This is a genomic window from Amycolatopsis sp. TRM77291, from assembly GCF_054166285.1.
Genome location: NZ_JBSZHF010000001.1, coordinates 5,364,700 through 5,381,203, shown reverse-complemented (window position 1 = coordinate 5,381,203; position 16,504 = coordinate 5,364,700). Strand labels below are relative to the sequence as shown.

The window sequence follows — 16,504 nt, the reverse complement described above, 5'->3', positions numbered from 1 at the left end:
ACCAGTCGACAGGTTTGATGTGTCCGCCCGGCACTCCAGGTGCGTGGATGCTAGGTCAGCGGTGATCGTGGCCATCGCTCCTCCGTGACTAACTGACCCGGCAGCGCAACTACCGGGGTAGTGCCGAATCTAGGCTGGTTCTGTCCAGCTGGGTCAGCGCCGGGTCCGCTGACTGAACCAGGCCGTTAAACCCTGGTCGGAACCATGCATTTACGGTTGAAAGTGCCGCCGGTTCTCCTACCCGCGTTTGCAGATCGTCGATCCGAGCTCTACGGCAGCGCTACGTCCCGTGACTACGTCGAGACCGTCACACTCGGAATCGCGACGGGAGGGCGCGCCGATCCGACGAGGCATGGGGACGATGCGGACTACAGTGGTCGGGTTCCGCTGTCGAACCCTGGCTCGACCTGTCCGAAGTTGCGCACGTCAGAGCAGGGCGGCCGGTGGAGCTGGCTAATTCCGGTAGCGTACATACGACAACGCCTGTTCTGGAGACCTACGCCGTCGCGGAGAAACCCGGGAGTCAGAGGTCGGCGGCGGTGCGAAAGCCGACGTTGCCGCTGGAGCTGTCGGGGCTGTTGGCGGTTCGGGCGGCGACGCGGTAACGGTTGCAGTACGAGTCGTGACAGAGGTAGGAGCCGCCGCGCATGGCGCGTTGGCTGTCGGTCGGGTCGAACGGGTCGGCACACCATTCCCATGCGTTGCCTGCCACGTTGTAGAGCCCGAATCCGTTCGGTTCGTAGGCGTCCACCGGGGCGGTGCCGGTGTAGCCGTCGTCGGCGGTGTTGTGTACGGGGAAGCGGCCCTGCCAGATGTTGCATCGGTGCCGTCCGTTGGGGGTGAGTTCGTTGCCCCAGGGATAGCGTGCTTGGTCGAGCCCGCCGCGCGCGGCGTATTCCCACTCGGCCTCGGTGGGTAGGCGGCGTCCGGCCCAGGTGCAGTATGCGGTGGCGTCATTCCATGAGATGTGCACCGCGGGATGGTTCCAGCGTCCGTTCAGATCGCTTCCGAGACCTTCGGGGCGTCGCCAGTGTGCTCCAGATACGGCACACCACCACGGTGTCTGCTGTGGACGCGGAGAGTGTTTGCGGAGTTGACCGGGGAGGAACTTCGCGAACACGTAGCTCCATCCGAACTGTTCGGCGTCGGTGCTGTAGCCGGTGGCTGAAATGAACTCAGCGAAGCGCGCGTTGGACACGCAGTGCGCGTCAATAGCGAAGGGCGCCACGGTCACCTCCCGCACCGGGCCTTCGCGGTCGTCGGGGAAGCCGTCGGGATCGGCGGTTCCCATTCGAAAGGCTCCGCCCGGCAACTTGATCAGAACACCGTCGTCGACCCTGCCACCCGGCACGCGAACCGCCGCCGGGCCCTGCTGGTCCCGCGGCGGTGGGCAACACCCCGCCATCCGTCACACCTCCGCTTCCGTCAACCGGCGAGACGATCGCATCGTTCTCACCCGACCAGCCCGGCCACGATGACCGCACCCGCGCCCACCACACTCGCGGCCGTCCACAGCAGCAGCGCCCGCGACGTACCGCGCTCCGACCGGCCCCGTCGGGCACAGGCGGTGAGGCTCACTGTCACGGTCAAACCTGCGCAGGCCATGGCATACGGCCATTTGTGGTGTATGACGGCTGTACGCAGTGACAGAACCGCGACCAGGAGCGAGGATAGAGCAGTCCGCCGCCATGCGAGTTCGGAGCGTTCGGGTTGCAGGCCCGGGTCTCGAGCGGTCATGAAGTCTCCGTCAGCAAGATGACGGCCACGACGATTCCCGCCGCGGTGATCGCCCAGCCCGCGGCGAATGGGACCCGCGTGGTCGGCAGGGGGCGTCCGTTGCGCATCGCCCGCTGGCAGCCTGCCCACCGGTGGTAGGAGAATGCGGCGAGGAGCGTCCCGGCGGAGCCCAACGTCACCGCCAATGCCCTGCGTGCGCCGGGCGCCGAGAAATTCGGGACCATCTCGTTCAGGGCGATCGCACCGGCGAGCAGCGCGAGCGCGGTCCGTAACCAGGCCAGGAAGGTACGTTCGTTGGCGAGGGTGAAGCGGTAGTCCGGTTCCTGGCCCTCCTCGGACCATTTCAGTTTCGCCGGCGCACTCTTTCGCGGAGTCACGAGGCCGCCTGGAGGGCGGTAGGCCTGGGCTGGCTGGGGTGCGGCACGTCGCCGACCGCGGCCTGTGCGTACCACATTTTTTCCTTCAGCTGTTCCCGGACTTGCGCGTAGTCGGGGTCGTGGTAGACGTTGCGCAGCTCGTGCGGGTCTTCGTGGAGGTCGTATAGCTCCCACTCGGGCGGATAGGTGTAGGGCCCGCAGCCGGGCAGCCCCATGCCGTCGTTGTAGAAGTAGATGAGCTTGTACCGGGTGTCGCGGTAGCCATAATGGGCAAGGACGTGGTGCAGGGGCGAGTCGTTCTCCCAGTACCGGTAGTACAGCCCTTCGGCGGGCGGTCCGGCATCCGTTGTGTCGGTGAGGTCTCCGTAGAAACTGCGGCCCTGCATGCGGTTGTGGTGCGGCACACCTGCGGCGTCCAAGATGGTCTGGGCAATGTCCACATTGGTCACGATGCCCTCGTGTGTCTGGCCGGGCGCGATCGCGCGGGGGTAGCTGAGCACGAACGGCATGCGCAGTGATTCCTCGTACATGAACCGTTTGTCGAACCAGCCGTGATCGCCCAGGAAAAACCCTTGGTCCGAGGTGTACATCAGCAGGGTGTCGTCGAACTGGCCGGTGTTGCGCAACCAGTCGATTACCCGGCCGACGTTATCGTCGACCGAAGCGACGACCGCGAGGTAGTCCTGCATGTAGCGCTGGTATTTCCAGACCGCCAGTTCCTCGTAACTCAGTCCCTCCGGCGGCGCGAGCTTGAGATCCTCCTCGGCCAGGTACTCGGCGATACGCATGGTGGCGTGGCGTGCGGCGGCCGAGCGCGTGGCGTAGTCGTCGTCGAAGGTGGCGGGTAAAGGGATGGGGTCGGCGTACATGCCGGCGTGCTTCTCATCGGGTTCCCACGGGCGGTGGGGCGCCTTGTGGTGGATCAGCAGGCACCAGGGTTCGTCGCCGTCGAGGGATTCGGCCCAGTGCAGCGACAGGTCGGTGATGATGTCGGTGGCATAGCCGGGTTCAGTGCGCAGTCCGTCGGCGGACAGGAAGGTGGGGTCGAAGTACTCGCCCTGCTCGATCAGGACATCCCAGTAGTCGAAGCCCTCGGGGTTGTGGCCGGGGCCGTCGCCGAGGTGCCACTTCCCGACGATGGCGGTGCGGTATCCGGCCTGCTTGAGTTGGGTGGCGAACGTCGGCTGGCCGGCGTCGATCGGGGTGGACAGGGTGGTGACGCCGTTGATGTGGCTGTAGGTGCCGGTGAGGATGCTCGCGCGGCTGGGGGCGCAGATCGCGTTGGTGCAGAAGCAGTTGTCCAGTCGCGCGCCGGTGGTAGCGATCTCGTCAATACGGGGGGTGCGGTTGACCACGGACCCGTAGGCGCTGATGGCGTGAGAGGCGTGGTCGTCGGTGAGGATGAGGACGATGTTGGGGCGTCGCGTGGTCATGGCGCAGGTGGTTCCTCAAAGGTCGGCGGGCTGAATGAGTTCGGCCAGGTAGGGTGGTGCGGCCCCGGGGCGGGTGCAGGCGAGGCTGGCCGCGCGAATGGTCTGCCGCAGGACCCGGGACAGCGGTTCTCGAGGGCAGTCGGCAAGCTGGTCGCGCCCGGACGTGAGCCCGCACGCGGACAATCCATGCAGCAACGCGGCCATGAAGGCGTCCCCGGCGCCGACCGTGTCGACCACGTGCACCGGGATGCCGGGCAGATCGACCGTCACACCGGCGGACGTGCACGCCCAGGCGCCGTGGGCGCCCCTGGACACCACCATCAGCGCCACGCCGAGGGACAGCCAGCGGTGGGCTACCTGCCAGTGATGCTGGTCGGGATAGAGCCAGGCGAGGTCCTCCTCGCTGGCCTTGACGATGTCAGCGTGGGCGACGAACTGCTCGACTCGCTCACGGATGGCGCGGTGGTCGGGTGTCAGCGCAGGACGGCAGTTCGGGTCGAAGGAGGTCAGCGCCCTCCCATGGGCCTGGCGCAGCGCGTCCAACGCCGTGGCTGCACCGGGGTCCAGGTGGCTTGCCAGTGACCCGGTGTGCACGATGTCGGCCCGGTCGATCCATCGGCCGGTCAAGGCGGTGGCGTCGAGCGACCAGGTGATATCGAAGGTGTAGGAGGCAGAGCCATCGCCGCCGATCCCCGCCTGGGCCGTGCTGGTGCGGCTGGCTGGCTGCGATCCTGTGACCAGGCGGACGTTATTGTCGTGCAGATAGGCGCGCAGGGTCCGGCCGGCCGGGTCGTCGCCGAGCTGGGTGAGCAGCGTGACGTCGTGCCCGAGGCGGCCAAGGCCGACAGCGACGTTGAGCGGGCTTCCGCCGGGCAGCGCGGTCACCGGCCCCTGGGGTGGCCGGCAGAAGTCCATGAGGGACTCGCCGATCACCGCGATCGCCGCGGTCACGAGCGGGCCCTGCGGATGATGACGCCGATTCCCGCGAGCAGCAGCACGAGGAAGACGCCGATCATGACGAACACCCAGGGGAACCCGCTGTCGTCGACTCGTTGTGCTGTGCCCTGGCTGACGCGCTGGTATGCGGTGACCGTCGCCTGGCCGTCGAAATAGTCGGTGACCGCGGCAAGCTTGGTCATTTTCCCGGTCTCCTGGAAGCGGCGGTTGAGGCCGGCCAGCATCGACTCCACCTCGCCCGAGGAGATGGCTCGCAGGGCCTGCTCGGTGGTCCACCACTGCGTCAGGTTCAGTTGCGCGCGCAGGTCGGCCTCCGGTGTTCCGGTGTATCGGGCGGTAAGGCCGACGACCTCGTCCTGGTGCGCCAGGCGGTAGTCGTTGGCCACGCCGAAGGCCCGCAGGAACCGGTCCACCAGGTCGCGGTTGGCCGTCACGAACTCCTTGTTGGCGATCCACACGCCCGGTAGGGCGAAATCGGGAGAGTTACTGGAGTCGAACACTGTCGTGGACGGAGTCTGAGCGCGCGCCTGCGCGGTGAAGGTCGGTCCGACTGAGATGACATCGGCCGCGCCGGAGGTGTAGGCGGTCAGGGAGCTTTCATCGGGGGAGTTGACCGGGGTGATGTCGTTCCAGCTCAATCCCGCCGTTTTGAGGGCTTCACGCAGGACCAGCTCGCCGCTTGTGCCTAAGGCGACTAGAACCTGGCGGCCCTTGAGATCCGCAGGACTGCGCACCCCTGAACGCTGCGAGGCGAGCACGTACTCGGTCGCGCTGGGGTGGTCGACGGTGAGCAGCGCGACCTCGCCGCGCATGACAGCGGGCAGCGCGCCGGGCCCGAGGTAGCCGATGTCGAGCTGCCCGGCGATCATGGCGTCCAGCTCCGGTGCGCCCGAGGTGAACCGGACGGGGTTGACCTTCAGACCTTCCTTGTCGAACAGGCCCTGCGCCTGCGCGATGGCCATCGGCGCTCCGCCGTGCAAGTTCGGGTGGTAGGCGACAGTGATCTCGGCGTTCTGGGCCGCGACTGCTGGGTTCACGTACAGGACGGTGGTCGCGGCGAGCGCGGTAGCCACCGCATGGAGAAGTCGTCTCACAGTGGTCCTCGGTGGTCTCAGGCGTGGGAGTAGATGAGCTCGAAGAGCTTTGCCCGCAGGGCCTGGTAATCAGGGCTCTGCTGGAGGTCTGCGGTGCGGGGATGGGCGAACGGGACGTCGATGATCGTGTTGAGGCGGCCGGGGTGGGCTGACAGGACCGCAACGCGGTGCCCGAGCAACAACGCTTCGTCGATGTCGTGGGTGATGAAGAGGATCGTCTTGCGGGTTTGCTGCCAGGTACGTGCGAGCTCCAACTGGAGACCGAGCCGGGTCTGCGCGTCGAGAGCGCCGAACGGCTCGTCCATGAGCAGCATGTGCGGGTCGACCGCGTAAGCCCGCGCGATCGCGGTGCGCTGCTTCATACCGCCGGACAGCTCCTTCGGCAGCTTGTCCGCAGCTTGGGGCAAACCGACCAGAGAGAGGTACTCGTCGGAGATCGCGCGGCGTTTGGCCCTGGGTACCTTCTTCAGCTTCAGGCCGTACTCGACGTTCTGCCGCACGGTCATCCACGGAAACAGCGCGTATTGCTGGAACACCACGCCGCGCCGCGGGTCGGGCCCTGTGACCGGTTGCCCCTCGAACGTCACTTGGCCTGAGGTCGGCGGGAGCAGGCCGGCGGCCAGGTTGAGCACAGTGGTCTTGCCGCAGCCGGACGGGCCGACGACCATGAGGATCTCGCCGTCCTCCACACGAAGGCTGAAGTCCTGCAGCGCCGGGATCGTGTCTGCGGCGCCGCCGAAGCGGACGGTGACGTGGTCGAGTTCGAGGATGGGGGCGTTCATCGGTTTTCGCGCTCCTGCCAGCGGGTGAGCCGGTTGTCGAGTAGGAGGATGAGGCGGTCCATCAACAGACCTATGACGCCGATGGCGCCGATGCCGAGCAGCACACGGGCCAGGTCGCGGTACTGGCCGGACTGGATGATGAGGAATCCAAGCCCTTCCGACGAAGCGATCAGCTCGGCGGCGACCAGCGTCGCCCAAGCCGCGGCCAGTCCCAGCCGCATGCCGACGAAGATGAACGGCACGCTTGCAGGCACCGCGATGTCGAGGAAGATGTCGGTGTCCTTGGCGCCCAACACCCGCCCGGCGCGGATCAGTCCGGCATCGATCGAGCGGACACCGCCGTAGACGCTGATCACGATGGTCAGGAAGCCGGAGAACCAGATCAGGAAGATCTTCGCAGACTCCCCGATGCCGAGGTAGACGATGACTAGCGGGATGATCGCGATCGGGGGGATCACCCGCAGAAACTGGATGACCGGCTCGGCCAGCCCGCGCAGGGTGCGGTACCAACCGAGCAGGAAACCCACGGGGATCGCGGTGACTACGGCGATCGCGAACCCGATGAACACACGCTGCAGGCTCGCCGCGACGTGGCCGAGCAGACTGCCGTCGCCTATGTCATGGACGAACACCTTCGCGACCGACGAGGGCAGCGGTAACAGGCTCTCGTTGCGGATGACGGCGGCGGCGAACAACCACCACAGGGCAACCAACAGCCCCATGACGGATAGGCCCAGCCACACCGTCCTCGTCCCGTTTCGGCGGGCGAGCGCGGAACCGGCGGACCGGGAAGGCCGGATGCCGGTGGCTCGTTCGGACAGAGCCATGGATGACTCCCTGCACTAGGTTCAAGTGAGTTGAATATCCAGATGTGCTGCGTCGCCGGTGACGGGAAGTCCATGGCCTTGATCCTCGTCGACGGCCGACGAGGAGAGTATTAATTCAAACTACTTGAATGTCAACGGTCGAGGGTCATGCTGGGGAGAACCTGGCGTGCAAGGGCAACGATGCGGCGCCCAGTGGTCCCGCATCCGCGCCCGCCGCACCCAGCTGCAGGTCGGGCAGGGTGCGGCCAAGCGCAGGCAGAGCACCCAGCTCGTCCGTAATCGCCCGCAGTAGCTGCTCACCGAACAGCTCAGTCGCCGGCCCGCCCAAGATGAGCCGCTCCGGGTCCAGTAGCCGTGCCAACCCTGCGGTCGCACGGCCGACCACGGCAAAGCACTCGTCGATCACTGCCCGCATCCAGGGTGGGGCGTCCGGCGCGAGCGCATCCGTCGCGTTCGCAGGCAGCGACTGAGGCTCACCGGTGAGGTGCTCCTGATCGCGCGCCGCCTGGCGCAGCCGGTGCACGATATTGCGCGGCGTCGCGTACTGCACCAGGCAACCGCGCTGCCCGCATGTGCACCTGGGGCCCGCCGGGTCCATCACCTGGTGGCCGAACTCGCCCGCGTTGCCCCGGGCGCCGTGTACCGCCTGCCCGTTGGCCACGATCCCGAGGCCGACGCCTGAACCGACGTAGACGTACACGAAATCCTGCACGTCGTTCCCCGAACCCAGCCAGTGTTCGCCCAGTGCGGCGCTGATCGCGGTGTTCTCGAGATGCACAGGCAGGTCCAGGCGACGGGACAGCTCAGCCTTGACGGGGAATTGCTCCCAGCGGCGGAAGTTTGGTGGCGCCAGGATGCGCCCGTCCAACCGGTCGACCGGACCGGGCACGCTCATCCCTACGCCAGCCAGGGTCGTGCGATCCACACCGCACTCGGCGACCAGGTCCTTCGCCGCAGACGCCACGTCGTCGAGCACATTGCCGACGGGACGGTCGGCTACGTCGACGCGGCGGCGACCGAGAACGACGCCGTCGAAAGCGATCAGCACGATGCTGGCCTCGGCGCGGCTGAGTTCGGCGCCGATTGCGTGGACCGCGCCCGCGTTGACCACCAAGGCCCGCGCACGGCGGTGCGGCTTGCTGACTACGCCATCCTCGAGCAGCAGCCCTGCGGCCAGCAGGCGTGCGCAGATATTGGAGACCGTCTGGAACTCCAGGTCAAGCCGTTCGGCGATCCCGGCCCGTGAGACCGGGCCTTTGCGACGGACGAGGTCGACGACCAGCGACTCGTTACGCCGCCCGGCACGGCGCGCGTTCGAACCGGAGCCGCGCAGACCCTGGCCGAGCGGTGCGTTCCCCACAGATGTCCTTCCTGGCATTGATTTAAGTCGACCAACGTTTCAACTCGGTTACCAGGCAAGCAAGCCCGTATCGCCGCGCCGGAGCGTGCCGTCAGGATGCCGCGCCAGACACTTTAATTCAAGGAAGTTGAATTGCCCGGTGTGTGAGGCGGACTGGACTGCGTAGGCAGCCGGATGGATGGTTTCAGGCCTGCCCAGCGCCTTGATGCGAACATGTGTTCTAGTTTTGCGCTAAGTTGTGTGGTCGATCGCAGCATGACGTGCAGGTAAAGGAGGAGGTGGACGGGCTGGCTATGGCTGGTGAGGGAGCGTGTCACCGGGCGTGAGTGGCGCGTCGAGACAAGTGACATGGCGTGGGAAGCCGGCGGCTGCGAACTTCGGCGCTTCGAGATCCACGTCATTGGTGAATGGGTGTTGGGTGCCCCTGACGGTTACCCCGACCTGGCGTCGTCCGAGAGTTTCGCTAGGGGGCGTTGAGAGCGGCGGAAGGGCTAGGGCGGAGACTGTGTTGTTCGACGAGGGCGGCACGGGCGGGCTGCGCCCGCTGCGCCGCCGTCTGAATTTGCGCGACGTTCTCGCTGGGAGCGGGTTCGAAACCTCATCAAGGTGAGCTGGGGTCGCACAAATTCGGCTTCTGGTTTGGCTGCAACCTCGAGTGTGTCCTAATCGGCTGTAAGCGGCTGGAGATTGTCGGCCAGGGTAGCCATCCATGCGATTGATTCGCCTGCGTCCAGTGAGTATTTGTTTAGCTTCTTGAGCTCTTTACTGTAGAACCTGACCTCGGTTTCGTTCTGGGAGAATATGGTTGCGAAGGGGGTTGTGATCTTCGCTAATGTGGGGAGTTCGGGTTCTTCGAAAAGGGCTACCGGCGCGGGTGTGGCTGGAACGGGAACCTCTGCAGGTATGATCCTGATATGGCATTGCGAAGTCGATGCCATGAATGTCAGCTGTAATAGCTGGTCTCGCATCACCGAAGCGTCACTTGAATGACGGCACAAGACTCGCTCATCGAGATAGAAGGTTGCTTGCATGCCGTTGAGATTGGAGAACCGTCGCTGGCGGAGCTTTCGTGCTTCAAGCAAGGGCTCATGGTCGCAAATGGGGGTGTCGAGCGTCGAGAGTTCGGCTTTAATGTACGACTCTGCCTGGAGAAGGTCTGGTACCCTGGTGGGATCGAAGATCGTCGCGCTCGCCGCTTGCTCCTCGAGCGCGAGCAGTGGGCCGACTTGATCGGGGAACCTTATAGGGTGCCTTAATGTGCAAGTATTAGAGGCTGCAAGCCCTGCTATGGTCATTGCGTCGGAGAACTCCTTGGGTGTTGCTTTGATGAGTCCGAGAATAAAAGCTACCTCGACAGTGTCCAGGCTCCGTGCGCCTTTCTCAAGTTTCGAAATGGTCGCGGACCCGATCCCTGTCATGCGACTAATGTCGACTGCTTGATATTTTGCACGTTTCCGTATTCGGCGTAGCTCGCTGCCGAGAAGTCGGCTGGGGAGGGATGGGTTATCTTTGCGCATAGGCTGCTTTCCTTCTTGCTGTCCGAATGTTCGCAGGGGTGGCAGTTCATGATTGATCCAAGCGTCGCTGCTCGCTGACGCCGCGAAGCGGAATTCGCAGCCTGGTCATATCGCGATATACCAGGTTGAGTCCGACGGAGTATTTCTGCGCAATGGCCCGAACCGATCTCTGGTCTCTTTCGTATTCGGCTCGGAGTTGCGCGTCGGTGTATGGCCTCGGCTTGCGTCTAGCTCCTTTGGGGCGGCGTTCGACGCCAGAATTCTCGATCGCACTCTGTATCCATGAGGGTGATGTCCCGTAAGTCTTTGCGAGTTTCGCCGCGGTTAGGGTGTAGTCGCGCTCGTACTCCTGTGCAACACGTTTCTGTAATTGGGGGCCGTAGACGTGGTGTGCTCGTACCTCACGGGACGGAAGGTTCACCAATGCCCAGTCAAGGTCGAACGCCGGACGCGTCCTGCTCGACACCTGAATGTCTGGTCGTTGGGCCTCGGCGCAGTGCGTCGACGAGGAGTTTCCGCTGGTGAACATTGATCCTCTCGATGAGTCCGTACGACGGCGCGAAAAGTGAACGCGAACGCTGCGTTGCTACAGACTTCGACCTGGTGTCCAGAGGAGCCGGCCCGCGTGGGCAATGGCGAGGGAGGGTGCACGGGAAGATTCCGGGGGCGGCAGTTCGCTCAATCGGTCCACAACGTCCGCGAGGCCGCCGTCCTGCTGCCACACGATCTCGTCGTCGGGATTCACCCGAAGCGCGGCGGCATCACTGCTGTGGCGAACCAAAAGCGCGTCGGCCCATCCGTACACCCAAGCGCGTACTCCGCGGATCTCGGTGACTTCGCTTCCCTCGACGACGGGGAAGAAGGACCACTGGGCAGCACTTCGAAGATCGATCAGCTTGCGAAGTACCGGAAACTCCTCAACCGCTCGACGCTCCGCTTCGGGCGTGCTCATGTGCTCGCCAAGGGCAAGGCCGACGGGCGCGGCTGCTTCCAGCCCTGTCGACGCATCGTGCCGGTTTCCCGCTCGAAGGTAGGCGGCAACAGGGTGCAGGTCGGTTGTGCACCCGTCGCTCTCGTCCTCGGAGTGGTCATACATCCACCCTGGTTGCGGGCCGTCACCTGGCGGAACGCCGGATGCTTGGGATGTCAAGGGGAGGATCGGGGGAGGTTTACAGGGAGAGTTCAAAGGAGTAATGGGCCGGTTACTGTGCGATCATCACGAGAGACGAGTACTCCGGGGAGGCGGTCGTGTCTGGACCAAACGATCAACTTCGGCAACTTCGAATGCGCACGGAATCGGCGCAAGTGCCAGGCGAGTTCCTGAGCCGGGCTGAGCTTGCCGAGCAGGTCAACGCCTGGGTGCATGATCACCTGAACCGGACGATCGAGCTGGACGGCAACTACATCGGCAAGCTGGAACGCGGGGCGATCAGGTGGCCGCAGGCGGACTACCGAGACGGACTTCGCGCTGTGCTCGGCGTCGCGACGGACGCCGAACTCGGCTTTCGTCGGTCGCGGTCGCGGCTGGCTAGCCTGGACACCGTGAAACGCTCCGACTTCTTGCGTGCCGCTCTGGGGGTCACGGCCGGAGCCGTGGTGGCCCCGCTGGGTGAGGCATTGCTGACCCGGCAGCCGACACCGGTTCCCTCGGTCGTTGGCCAAAAGGAGATCGGAGAGGTCCGGACGGCAGCGCAGCTCTTCGGCACCTGGGACCATACGTGTGGGGGCGGCCTGGTTCGTGAAGCCGTCGCAGCCCAGCTGCGGTACTCCGCCTGTCTTCTCAACGCGCGATACAGCGAGCGACTCCACAGCGACCTGCACTCAGCCGTAGGATTTCTCGGCCACACCGCGGCCTTCATGGCGTTCGATGCCTACGCCCACGACGACGCTCGCCGGATGTTCGAGTTCGCTCGTGGTTGTGCCGAGGAAGCCAACGACTGGCATCTTCGCGCGAAGGTGTTGTCCAGTATGGCCAGGCAAGAAATTTGGTGTGGAGATCCCGACGCCGGATTGACGCTGGTCGAGCTGGCCATGGTCCGTGCTGACAGGCTCACGGCATCCGAACGAGCCATGCTGCTGACCGCGCGCGCTCGAGCACTCGCCAAGCTCCACCGGGTCTCTGAAGCCGCATACACGGTGGGCCTCGCGGATGAGCAGTTCGCCAATGCCGAGCCCGACAACGACCCCGTCTGGATGCGGTACTACGACGAAGCGCAGCATGCCGGCGACACCGGCCACGCTCTGTTCGATCTCGCTGTCGACGGGCGTTTCGTCGGTGAGGCACGCGATCGCCTTGCACTCGCTGTCGCCGGCCATTCTCAACTGTACGCGCGGTCGCGCGCCATCTCCGGGATCAAGCTGGCCTCGCTGACGATGCGCGCGGGCGACCCAGTCGAAGCAGCCCAGATCGGGACGCGGGCCTTGCAAGAGGCGGGCACGATTACATCGAAACGAGCCGCCGACGACCTGCGAGAGCTGCGCACATTCGCACACGATCACCGTCGCGTGTCCGAAGTGGCCGAGTTACAAAGCGGAATCGGTGATCGGCTTGGCGTCGCGTGACCGAGCTTACTGACGAACAGGACGTCCTGAACCTCCTGGAACGGGCGTGCGCGACCGCAGGACTCGATACATCGAACGCAGAGGTCATCCGCCTTGGCGAGAACGCGATCATCAGCGCCGCGCACGGCCTGATCGCCCGAATCGCCCGTACCGGCCAGGTCGCCTCAGCTCGCAAGGAGGTCGAGGTCGCTCGATGGCTGGAGGAGGCGAACATCCCGGCTGTCGAGCTCGCAGACCCTCGGGACCAGCCTGTGGTCGTGGATGGCCACGCGGTGACGTTCTGGCGAGAACTGCCGCCGCATAGACATGGGACGCCCGTAGAAGTTGCCAAGGCGCTCCGGCGGCTCCATGATGCTGACCCGCCCCGAACCTTCGATCTCTCAGAGATTCAGCCCTTCGTGAGGCTCGCCGAGCGGATCGATCTGGCGACGACGCTCAACTCTTCGGACCGGGACTGGATGCGGGACTTGCTCGGAGATCTCAAGGACCGCTGGGTTCGTCGTCCAGACGGCTTGCCGTGGTGTGTCGTGCACGGTGACGCCTGGGTGGGCAACGTCGTATCGACCGCTGATGATCGCGTCGTCTTCCTCGACCTCGAGCGGGCCGCGATCGGTCCGCCTGAATGGGACCTCGTGCACACGGCGATCAAGTACCGGTCCTTCGCTTGGATAAGCCGGGAAGAATACGACGCCTTCTGCGCCACCTACGGTCACGATGTGAGCCAGTGGGATGGCTTCGATCTGTTCCGAGACACCCGTGAGTTCCGGATGACGTGCATGGCAGTGCAAGTCGCAGCGCGAAACCGCACGGCACAGGAGCAGGCGGTATGGCGTCTCGAATGTCTCCAAGGCAAGCACGGAGAGCGGCCCTGGCCCGGCTGGCGTGCTCTGCCGTAAACCTCGCGTCTCGAGTACTGATTTCGCTTCAACTGCGCAGTGTTCACAGGTGGTGATCGCCTCATTACCTTCGATGGAGTCGAGCTTTCCGAGCCCATTGGAGGTCCTGCTGTGCCTGCATCCCTTGTTACCCAGTCGGAGGCGGTCGCCGCGTCAGACGAGCGGCTTGAAGTGACCGAGCTGGCGGCCCTGGTCGCCGAGACGATTCCCGTCCGGAACGGTCTGGATCGGATGACGCCGTCGCGCCTCGAGGAGTTCATGACGCCGGTCGCGCTGACCGCGCACCTGTAGGGCGATGGGACCGCGAGCTGGGAGGACGTTCTTCTGATGACTATTGATCGGCAACGTGTCAGCTTGGAGTTCACTGCCGGCCCGCGGTCCCTCAAGCCACCTGAGGCGTGGTCGCTGGCGGACATGCTGTTGGCGAACCAGTTGCCGCCGTCGTTGTTTCAAGCCTATGTCGTCGACGATCAAGAGGGATTGCGACCGACGCCGATGACGACGGTGCTGAACGAGGTGCCGGTGGCCCACCGGGTAGTGCTGCGGTGCGTCCGGAACACCGACATCACGACGCTTCGAGCTCCTCAGGTTGAACTCGTCGCCCACGACGAGAGTCCGGTTGTGGCACTGCCTGATCTCGACGTGGGCAGCCACGAGCCGATGGCGCGGGCGCATCTTGTAGACGAGACCACGTTGAGGGAGATGGTGGCGAGCAGGATCGGGCACTTCCTTGCCCAGTACGAAGTCACCGGACCGATCCTGGCCGGGATCTCCGGCGGTGGGGACAGCAATACCTTGGTCAACGGACTCAAGCAGTTCGTTTCTGCGACCGGGCAGTCAGCCGGGAACGTCGTCTGCTTCACGCTGGCGATGGAGCCTTTGTGGCCGGAGTCCGCGGTCGACCGTGCTCGGGAGCTGTGCGAGGGCGCGGGGTTCGAGCACGTGGTCCTGTACGCGCAGGACATGGCGGATCTCCTCGGCATGACGAAGTCCCCGGCCGAGTTGTGGGAGTCGTTCAGGAGGGATTTCGGCCCGGACACCGTGCACTTCTTCGGGACGTTCTTCGTGAACCTGGTCGGACGGCGCCTGTGCACGGATAGAGGAGCCCGCTCTCTGGCGGTCGGCTACAACCGGGAGGACCTGACGGCCGAGCTCCTGTTCTGTCTGTTCAACGGCCGTAAGCCTCTCCCTTATCCGGTCCGGCGGATGGGCACCGTGGACTGCTTGTTCCCGCTGTGGGAGATCCCGAAGTACCTGCTGGACGCCTGCTATCCGCGCTACAGCGCGAGCAACTACCTAGAACGAGTGGACTCCACAACGCCGCAGCGGTCGGCGATCTACGTCCTGGCGCACGCCCTCGACGCGCTCAACCCGCAACTATCGTTGTCCCTGCTCAAGGGCGTCTCGAAGCTCATGAACGACGTCGGCGGCTGGGAACCGCTGAACCCGATCGAGGGCACGCCGATGATGCGGACCGGACTCAGTGACGAGGACAGCGAGCGGCAGGTGCTCGGCCTGCTGCGGGAGTTCTTCGGGGACTGGCACGAAGCATCCTGAGGGGCCGGTCCCGTCACCGGGTCGGGTGTTCGGCCAGAATGACCGTTCAATCCACGACGTGTGAAGGGCTGGTTCATGGCGAAGGTCGAGCCACCATCAGGTACCCGCGACTTCGTGGGCGACGAGGTCCGTCGCCGGAAGCTCGCGTTCGACCGGGTGAGCACGATCTTCGAGCATCATGGTTTCCAGCCCTTGACCACACCTGTGTTCGAGCGGCTCGAGGTCTTCGCCGGGAAACTCGGGGAGGAGGCGAGCAGTCTCATCTTCAAGATCCTCAAGCGCGGTGTCCACGAGGCCACCGGAGAAGCCGACCTGGCCTTGCGCTACGACCACACCGTCCCGGCCGTCCGCGCGGTGGTCACTCACGGGAGCCGGTTGTCGCTGCCGTTCAAGCGGTACGTCATCGACAATGTGTGGAGGGCGGATCGCGCCGCTCGCGGGCGATTCCGCGAGTTCGTGCAATGCGACATCGACATCTTCGGCTCAGCGTCTCCGTTGGCTGACGCCGAGATCGTGTGGGCGATCAACAGCGGACTTGAGGCACTCGGTGTCAAGGAGTTCGTCTTCCAGCTCAACTCCCGGCTGGCCCTGGCCGGTCTGCTGGAGGCCTACGGCATCCCGGACGAGCTGGGCACGCGCGTGCTCGGCTCGCTGGACAAGCTGGACAAGGCCGCTCGGGAGGTTGTGGTCGCCGAACTGGTCGAGCGCGGTCTGACCACGACCGTCGCCGAGAGTGTGGTCGCTGACGTGATCGCTCCGGACAGCGAGCGGGTGCGCCAGCAGCTTGGCGCCACCGAGCGCGGCCGCGCCGGACTGGCCGAGGTCGACCGCTTGCTCGCCTTGACCGAGGACCTCCCGGCGGGCCGTGTCCGGTTCACCCCGCGCATGGTGCGCGGCTTGGACTACTACACCGGTCCCATCTGGGAAGTCTCCGCAGCGGGGTACCCCGGCTCGATCGCGTCAGGCGGCCGCTACGACCAGCTGGTCGCCAAGCTCGGCGGGCCGGACATGCCGGCCTGCGGCGGTTCGATCGGCCTGGAACGCATTCTTGCGATCCAGGAGGCCGAAGCGCCGATGGAACAGGGCCTCGACGTCGCCTTGACCGTCCTCGGCGCGGAACGCGAGATCGTGAGCTTGGCCGGCCAGCTCCGCGCCCGCGGCCTGCGCACGGCCGTCTACCTCGGCTCCTCCGGCAAGCTGGCGAAGCAGATGAAGTGGGCAAACGAGCAGCGTTCCCGCTGGGTCCTGCTCTACGGCCCGGACGAGCAGGAACGTCGGACGGTGACCGTGCGGGACATGGAGTCCGGTGAGCAGAGCCAGGTCGCGTTCGCCGACGTCGCCGCGAATCTCGCGGAACGGATGGCGTCGAAACCGTAGGTGGCTATCCACGAGGTCTTCGGAGAAC

The 16,504-nt window shown here is 65.2% G+C and carries 15 protein-coding genes; 4 read left to right on the top strand and 11 right to left on the bottom strand.

Translation table 11 applies throughout. From position 1 onward, the window contains the following. Positions 1–523: 523 nt before the first annotated feature. From ACXIZN_RS24905 to ACXIZN_RS24855, 11 genes are all read right to left on the bottom strand, one after another. Positions 524–1,405: a formylglycine-generating enzyme family protein gene (locus ACXIZN_RS24905; RefSeq protein WP_457957155.1), complete on the bottom strand. Its 882-nt coding sequence runs from the start codon at positions 1,403–1,405 to the stop codon at positions 524–526. A gap of 47 nt (positions 1,406–1,452) precedes the next feature. Next, a complete protein-coding gene (locus ACXIZN_RS24900; RefSeq protein WP_457957154.1) occupies positions 1,453–1,737 on the bottom strand; it encodes a DUF202 domain-containing protein in 285 nt (94 codons plus the stop codon). After that, positions 1,734–2,114 (bottom strand): YidH family protein, encoded by a 381-nt coding sequence (locus ACXIZN_RS24895; protein ID WP_457957153.1) that lies wholly within the window; start codon positions 2,112–2,114, stop codon positions 1,734–1,736. The genes ACXIZN_RS24900 and ACXIZN_RS24895 overlap by 4 nt, the downstream gene beginning before the upstream one ends. Then, positions 2,111–3,547: a sulfatase family protein gene (locus ACXIZN_RS24890; protein WP_457957152.1), complete on the bottom strand. Its 1,437-nt coding sequence runs from the start codon at positions 3,545–3,547 to the stop codon at positions 2,111–2,113. The genes ACXIZN_RS24895 and ACXIZN_RS24890 overlap by 4 nt, the downstream gene beginning before the upstream one ends. Positions 3,548–3,562: 15 nt before the next feature. Beyond that, on the bottom strand, positions 3,563–4,498 hold the full coding sequence (locus tag ACXIZN_RS24885) for a carbohydrate kinase family protein (protein WP_457957151.1): 936 nt from the start codon (positions 4,496–4,498) through the stop codon (positions 3,563–3,565). Further along, positions 4,495–5,577 carry an ABC transporter substrate-binding protein gene (locus tag ACXIZN_RS24880; RefSeq protein ID WP_457957150.1) on the bottom strand — a complete coding sequence of 361 codons (1,083 nt, stop codon included), beginning with the start codon at positions 5,575–5,577 and terminating at the stop codon, positions 4,495–4,497. Before ACXIZN_RS24880 ends, ACXIZN_RS24885 begins: the two co-directional genes overlap by 4 nt. A gap of 38 nt (positions 5,578–5,615) precedes the next feature. Continuing rightward, positions 5,616–6,380 carry an ABC transporter ATP-binding protein gene (locus ACXIZN_RS24875; protein ID WP_457957149.1) on the bottom strand — a complete coding sequence of 255 codons (765 nt, stop codon included), beginning with the start codon at positions 6,378–6,380 and terminating at the stop codon, positions 5,616–5,618. Next, positions 6,377–7,075, bottom strand: coding sequence for an ABC transporter permease (locus tag ACXIZN_RS24870; RefSeq protein ID WP_457957148.1), 699 nt, complete (start codon positions 7,073–7,075; stop codon positions 6,377–6,379). Before ACXIZN_RS24870 ends, ACXIZN_RS24875 begins: the two co-directional genes overlap by 4 nt. Before the next feature lie 277 nt (positions 7,076–7,352). Continuing rightward, entirely contained in the window at positions 7,353–8,567 is a 1,215-nt protein-coding gene (locus tag ACXIZN_RS24865; protein ID WP_457957147.1) for an ROK family protein, read from the bottom strand. Between the two features lie 662 nt (positions 8,568–9,229). Next, on the bottom strand, positions 9,230–9,985 hold the full coding sequence (locus tag ACXIZN_RS24860; protein ID WP_457957146.1) for a DUF5753 domain-containing protein: 756 nt from the start codon (positions 9,983–9,985) through the stop codon (positions 9,230–9,232). 685 nt (positions 9,986–10,670) lie between these two features. Then, complete coding sequence (locus ACXIZN_RS24855; protein ID WP_457957145.1) at positions 10,671–11,180, bottom strand: hypothetical protein; 510 nt, start codon at positions 11,178–11,180, stop codon at positions 10,671–10,673. 188 nt (positions 11,181–11,368) lie between these two features. Between ACXIZN_RS24855 and ACXIZN_RS24850 the strand changes: the two genes are divergently transcribed. The 4 genes from ACXIZN_RS24850 (at position 11,369) to hisS (ending at position 16,476) form a co-directional block, all read left to right on the top strand. Beyond that, positions 11,369–12,646 (top strand): XRE family transcriptional regulator, encoded by a 1,278-nt coding sequence (locus tag ACXIZN_RS24850; RefSeq protein ID WP_457957144.1) that lies wholly within the window; start codon positions 11,369–11,371, stop codon positions 12,644–12,646. Continuing rightward, complete coding sequence (locus ACXIZN_RS24845) at positions 12,643–13,542, top strand: phosphotransferase family protein (RefSeq protein WP_457957143.1); 900 nt, start codon at positions 12,643–12,645, stop codon at positions 13,540–13,542. Before ACXIZN_RS24850 ends, ACXIZN_RS24845 begins: the two co-directional genes overlap by 4 nt. Before the next feature lie 354 nt (positions 13,543–13,896). Further along, entirely contained in the window at positions 13,897–15,099 is a 1,203-nt protein-coding gene (locus tag ACXIZN_RS24840) for a hypothetical protein (RefSeq protein WP_457957142.1), read from the top strand. Between the two features lie 75 nt (positions 15,100–15,174). Then, positions 15,175–16,476 (top strand): histidine--tRNA ligase, encoded by a 1,302-nt coding sequence (gene hisS, locus ACXIZN_RS24835; protein WP_457957141.1) that lies wholly within the window; start codon positions 15,175–15,177, stop codon positions 16,474–16,476. The last annotated feature ends 28 nt before the right edge of the window (positions 16,477–16,504 follow it).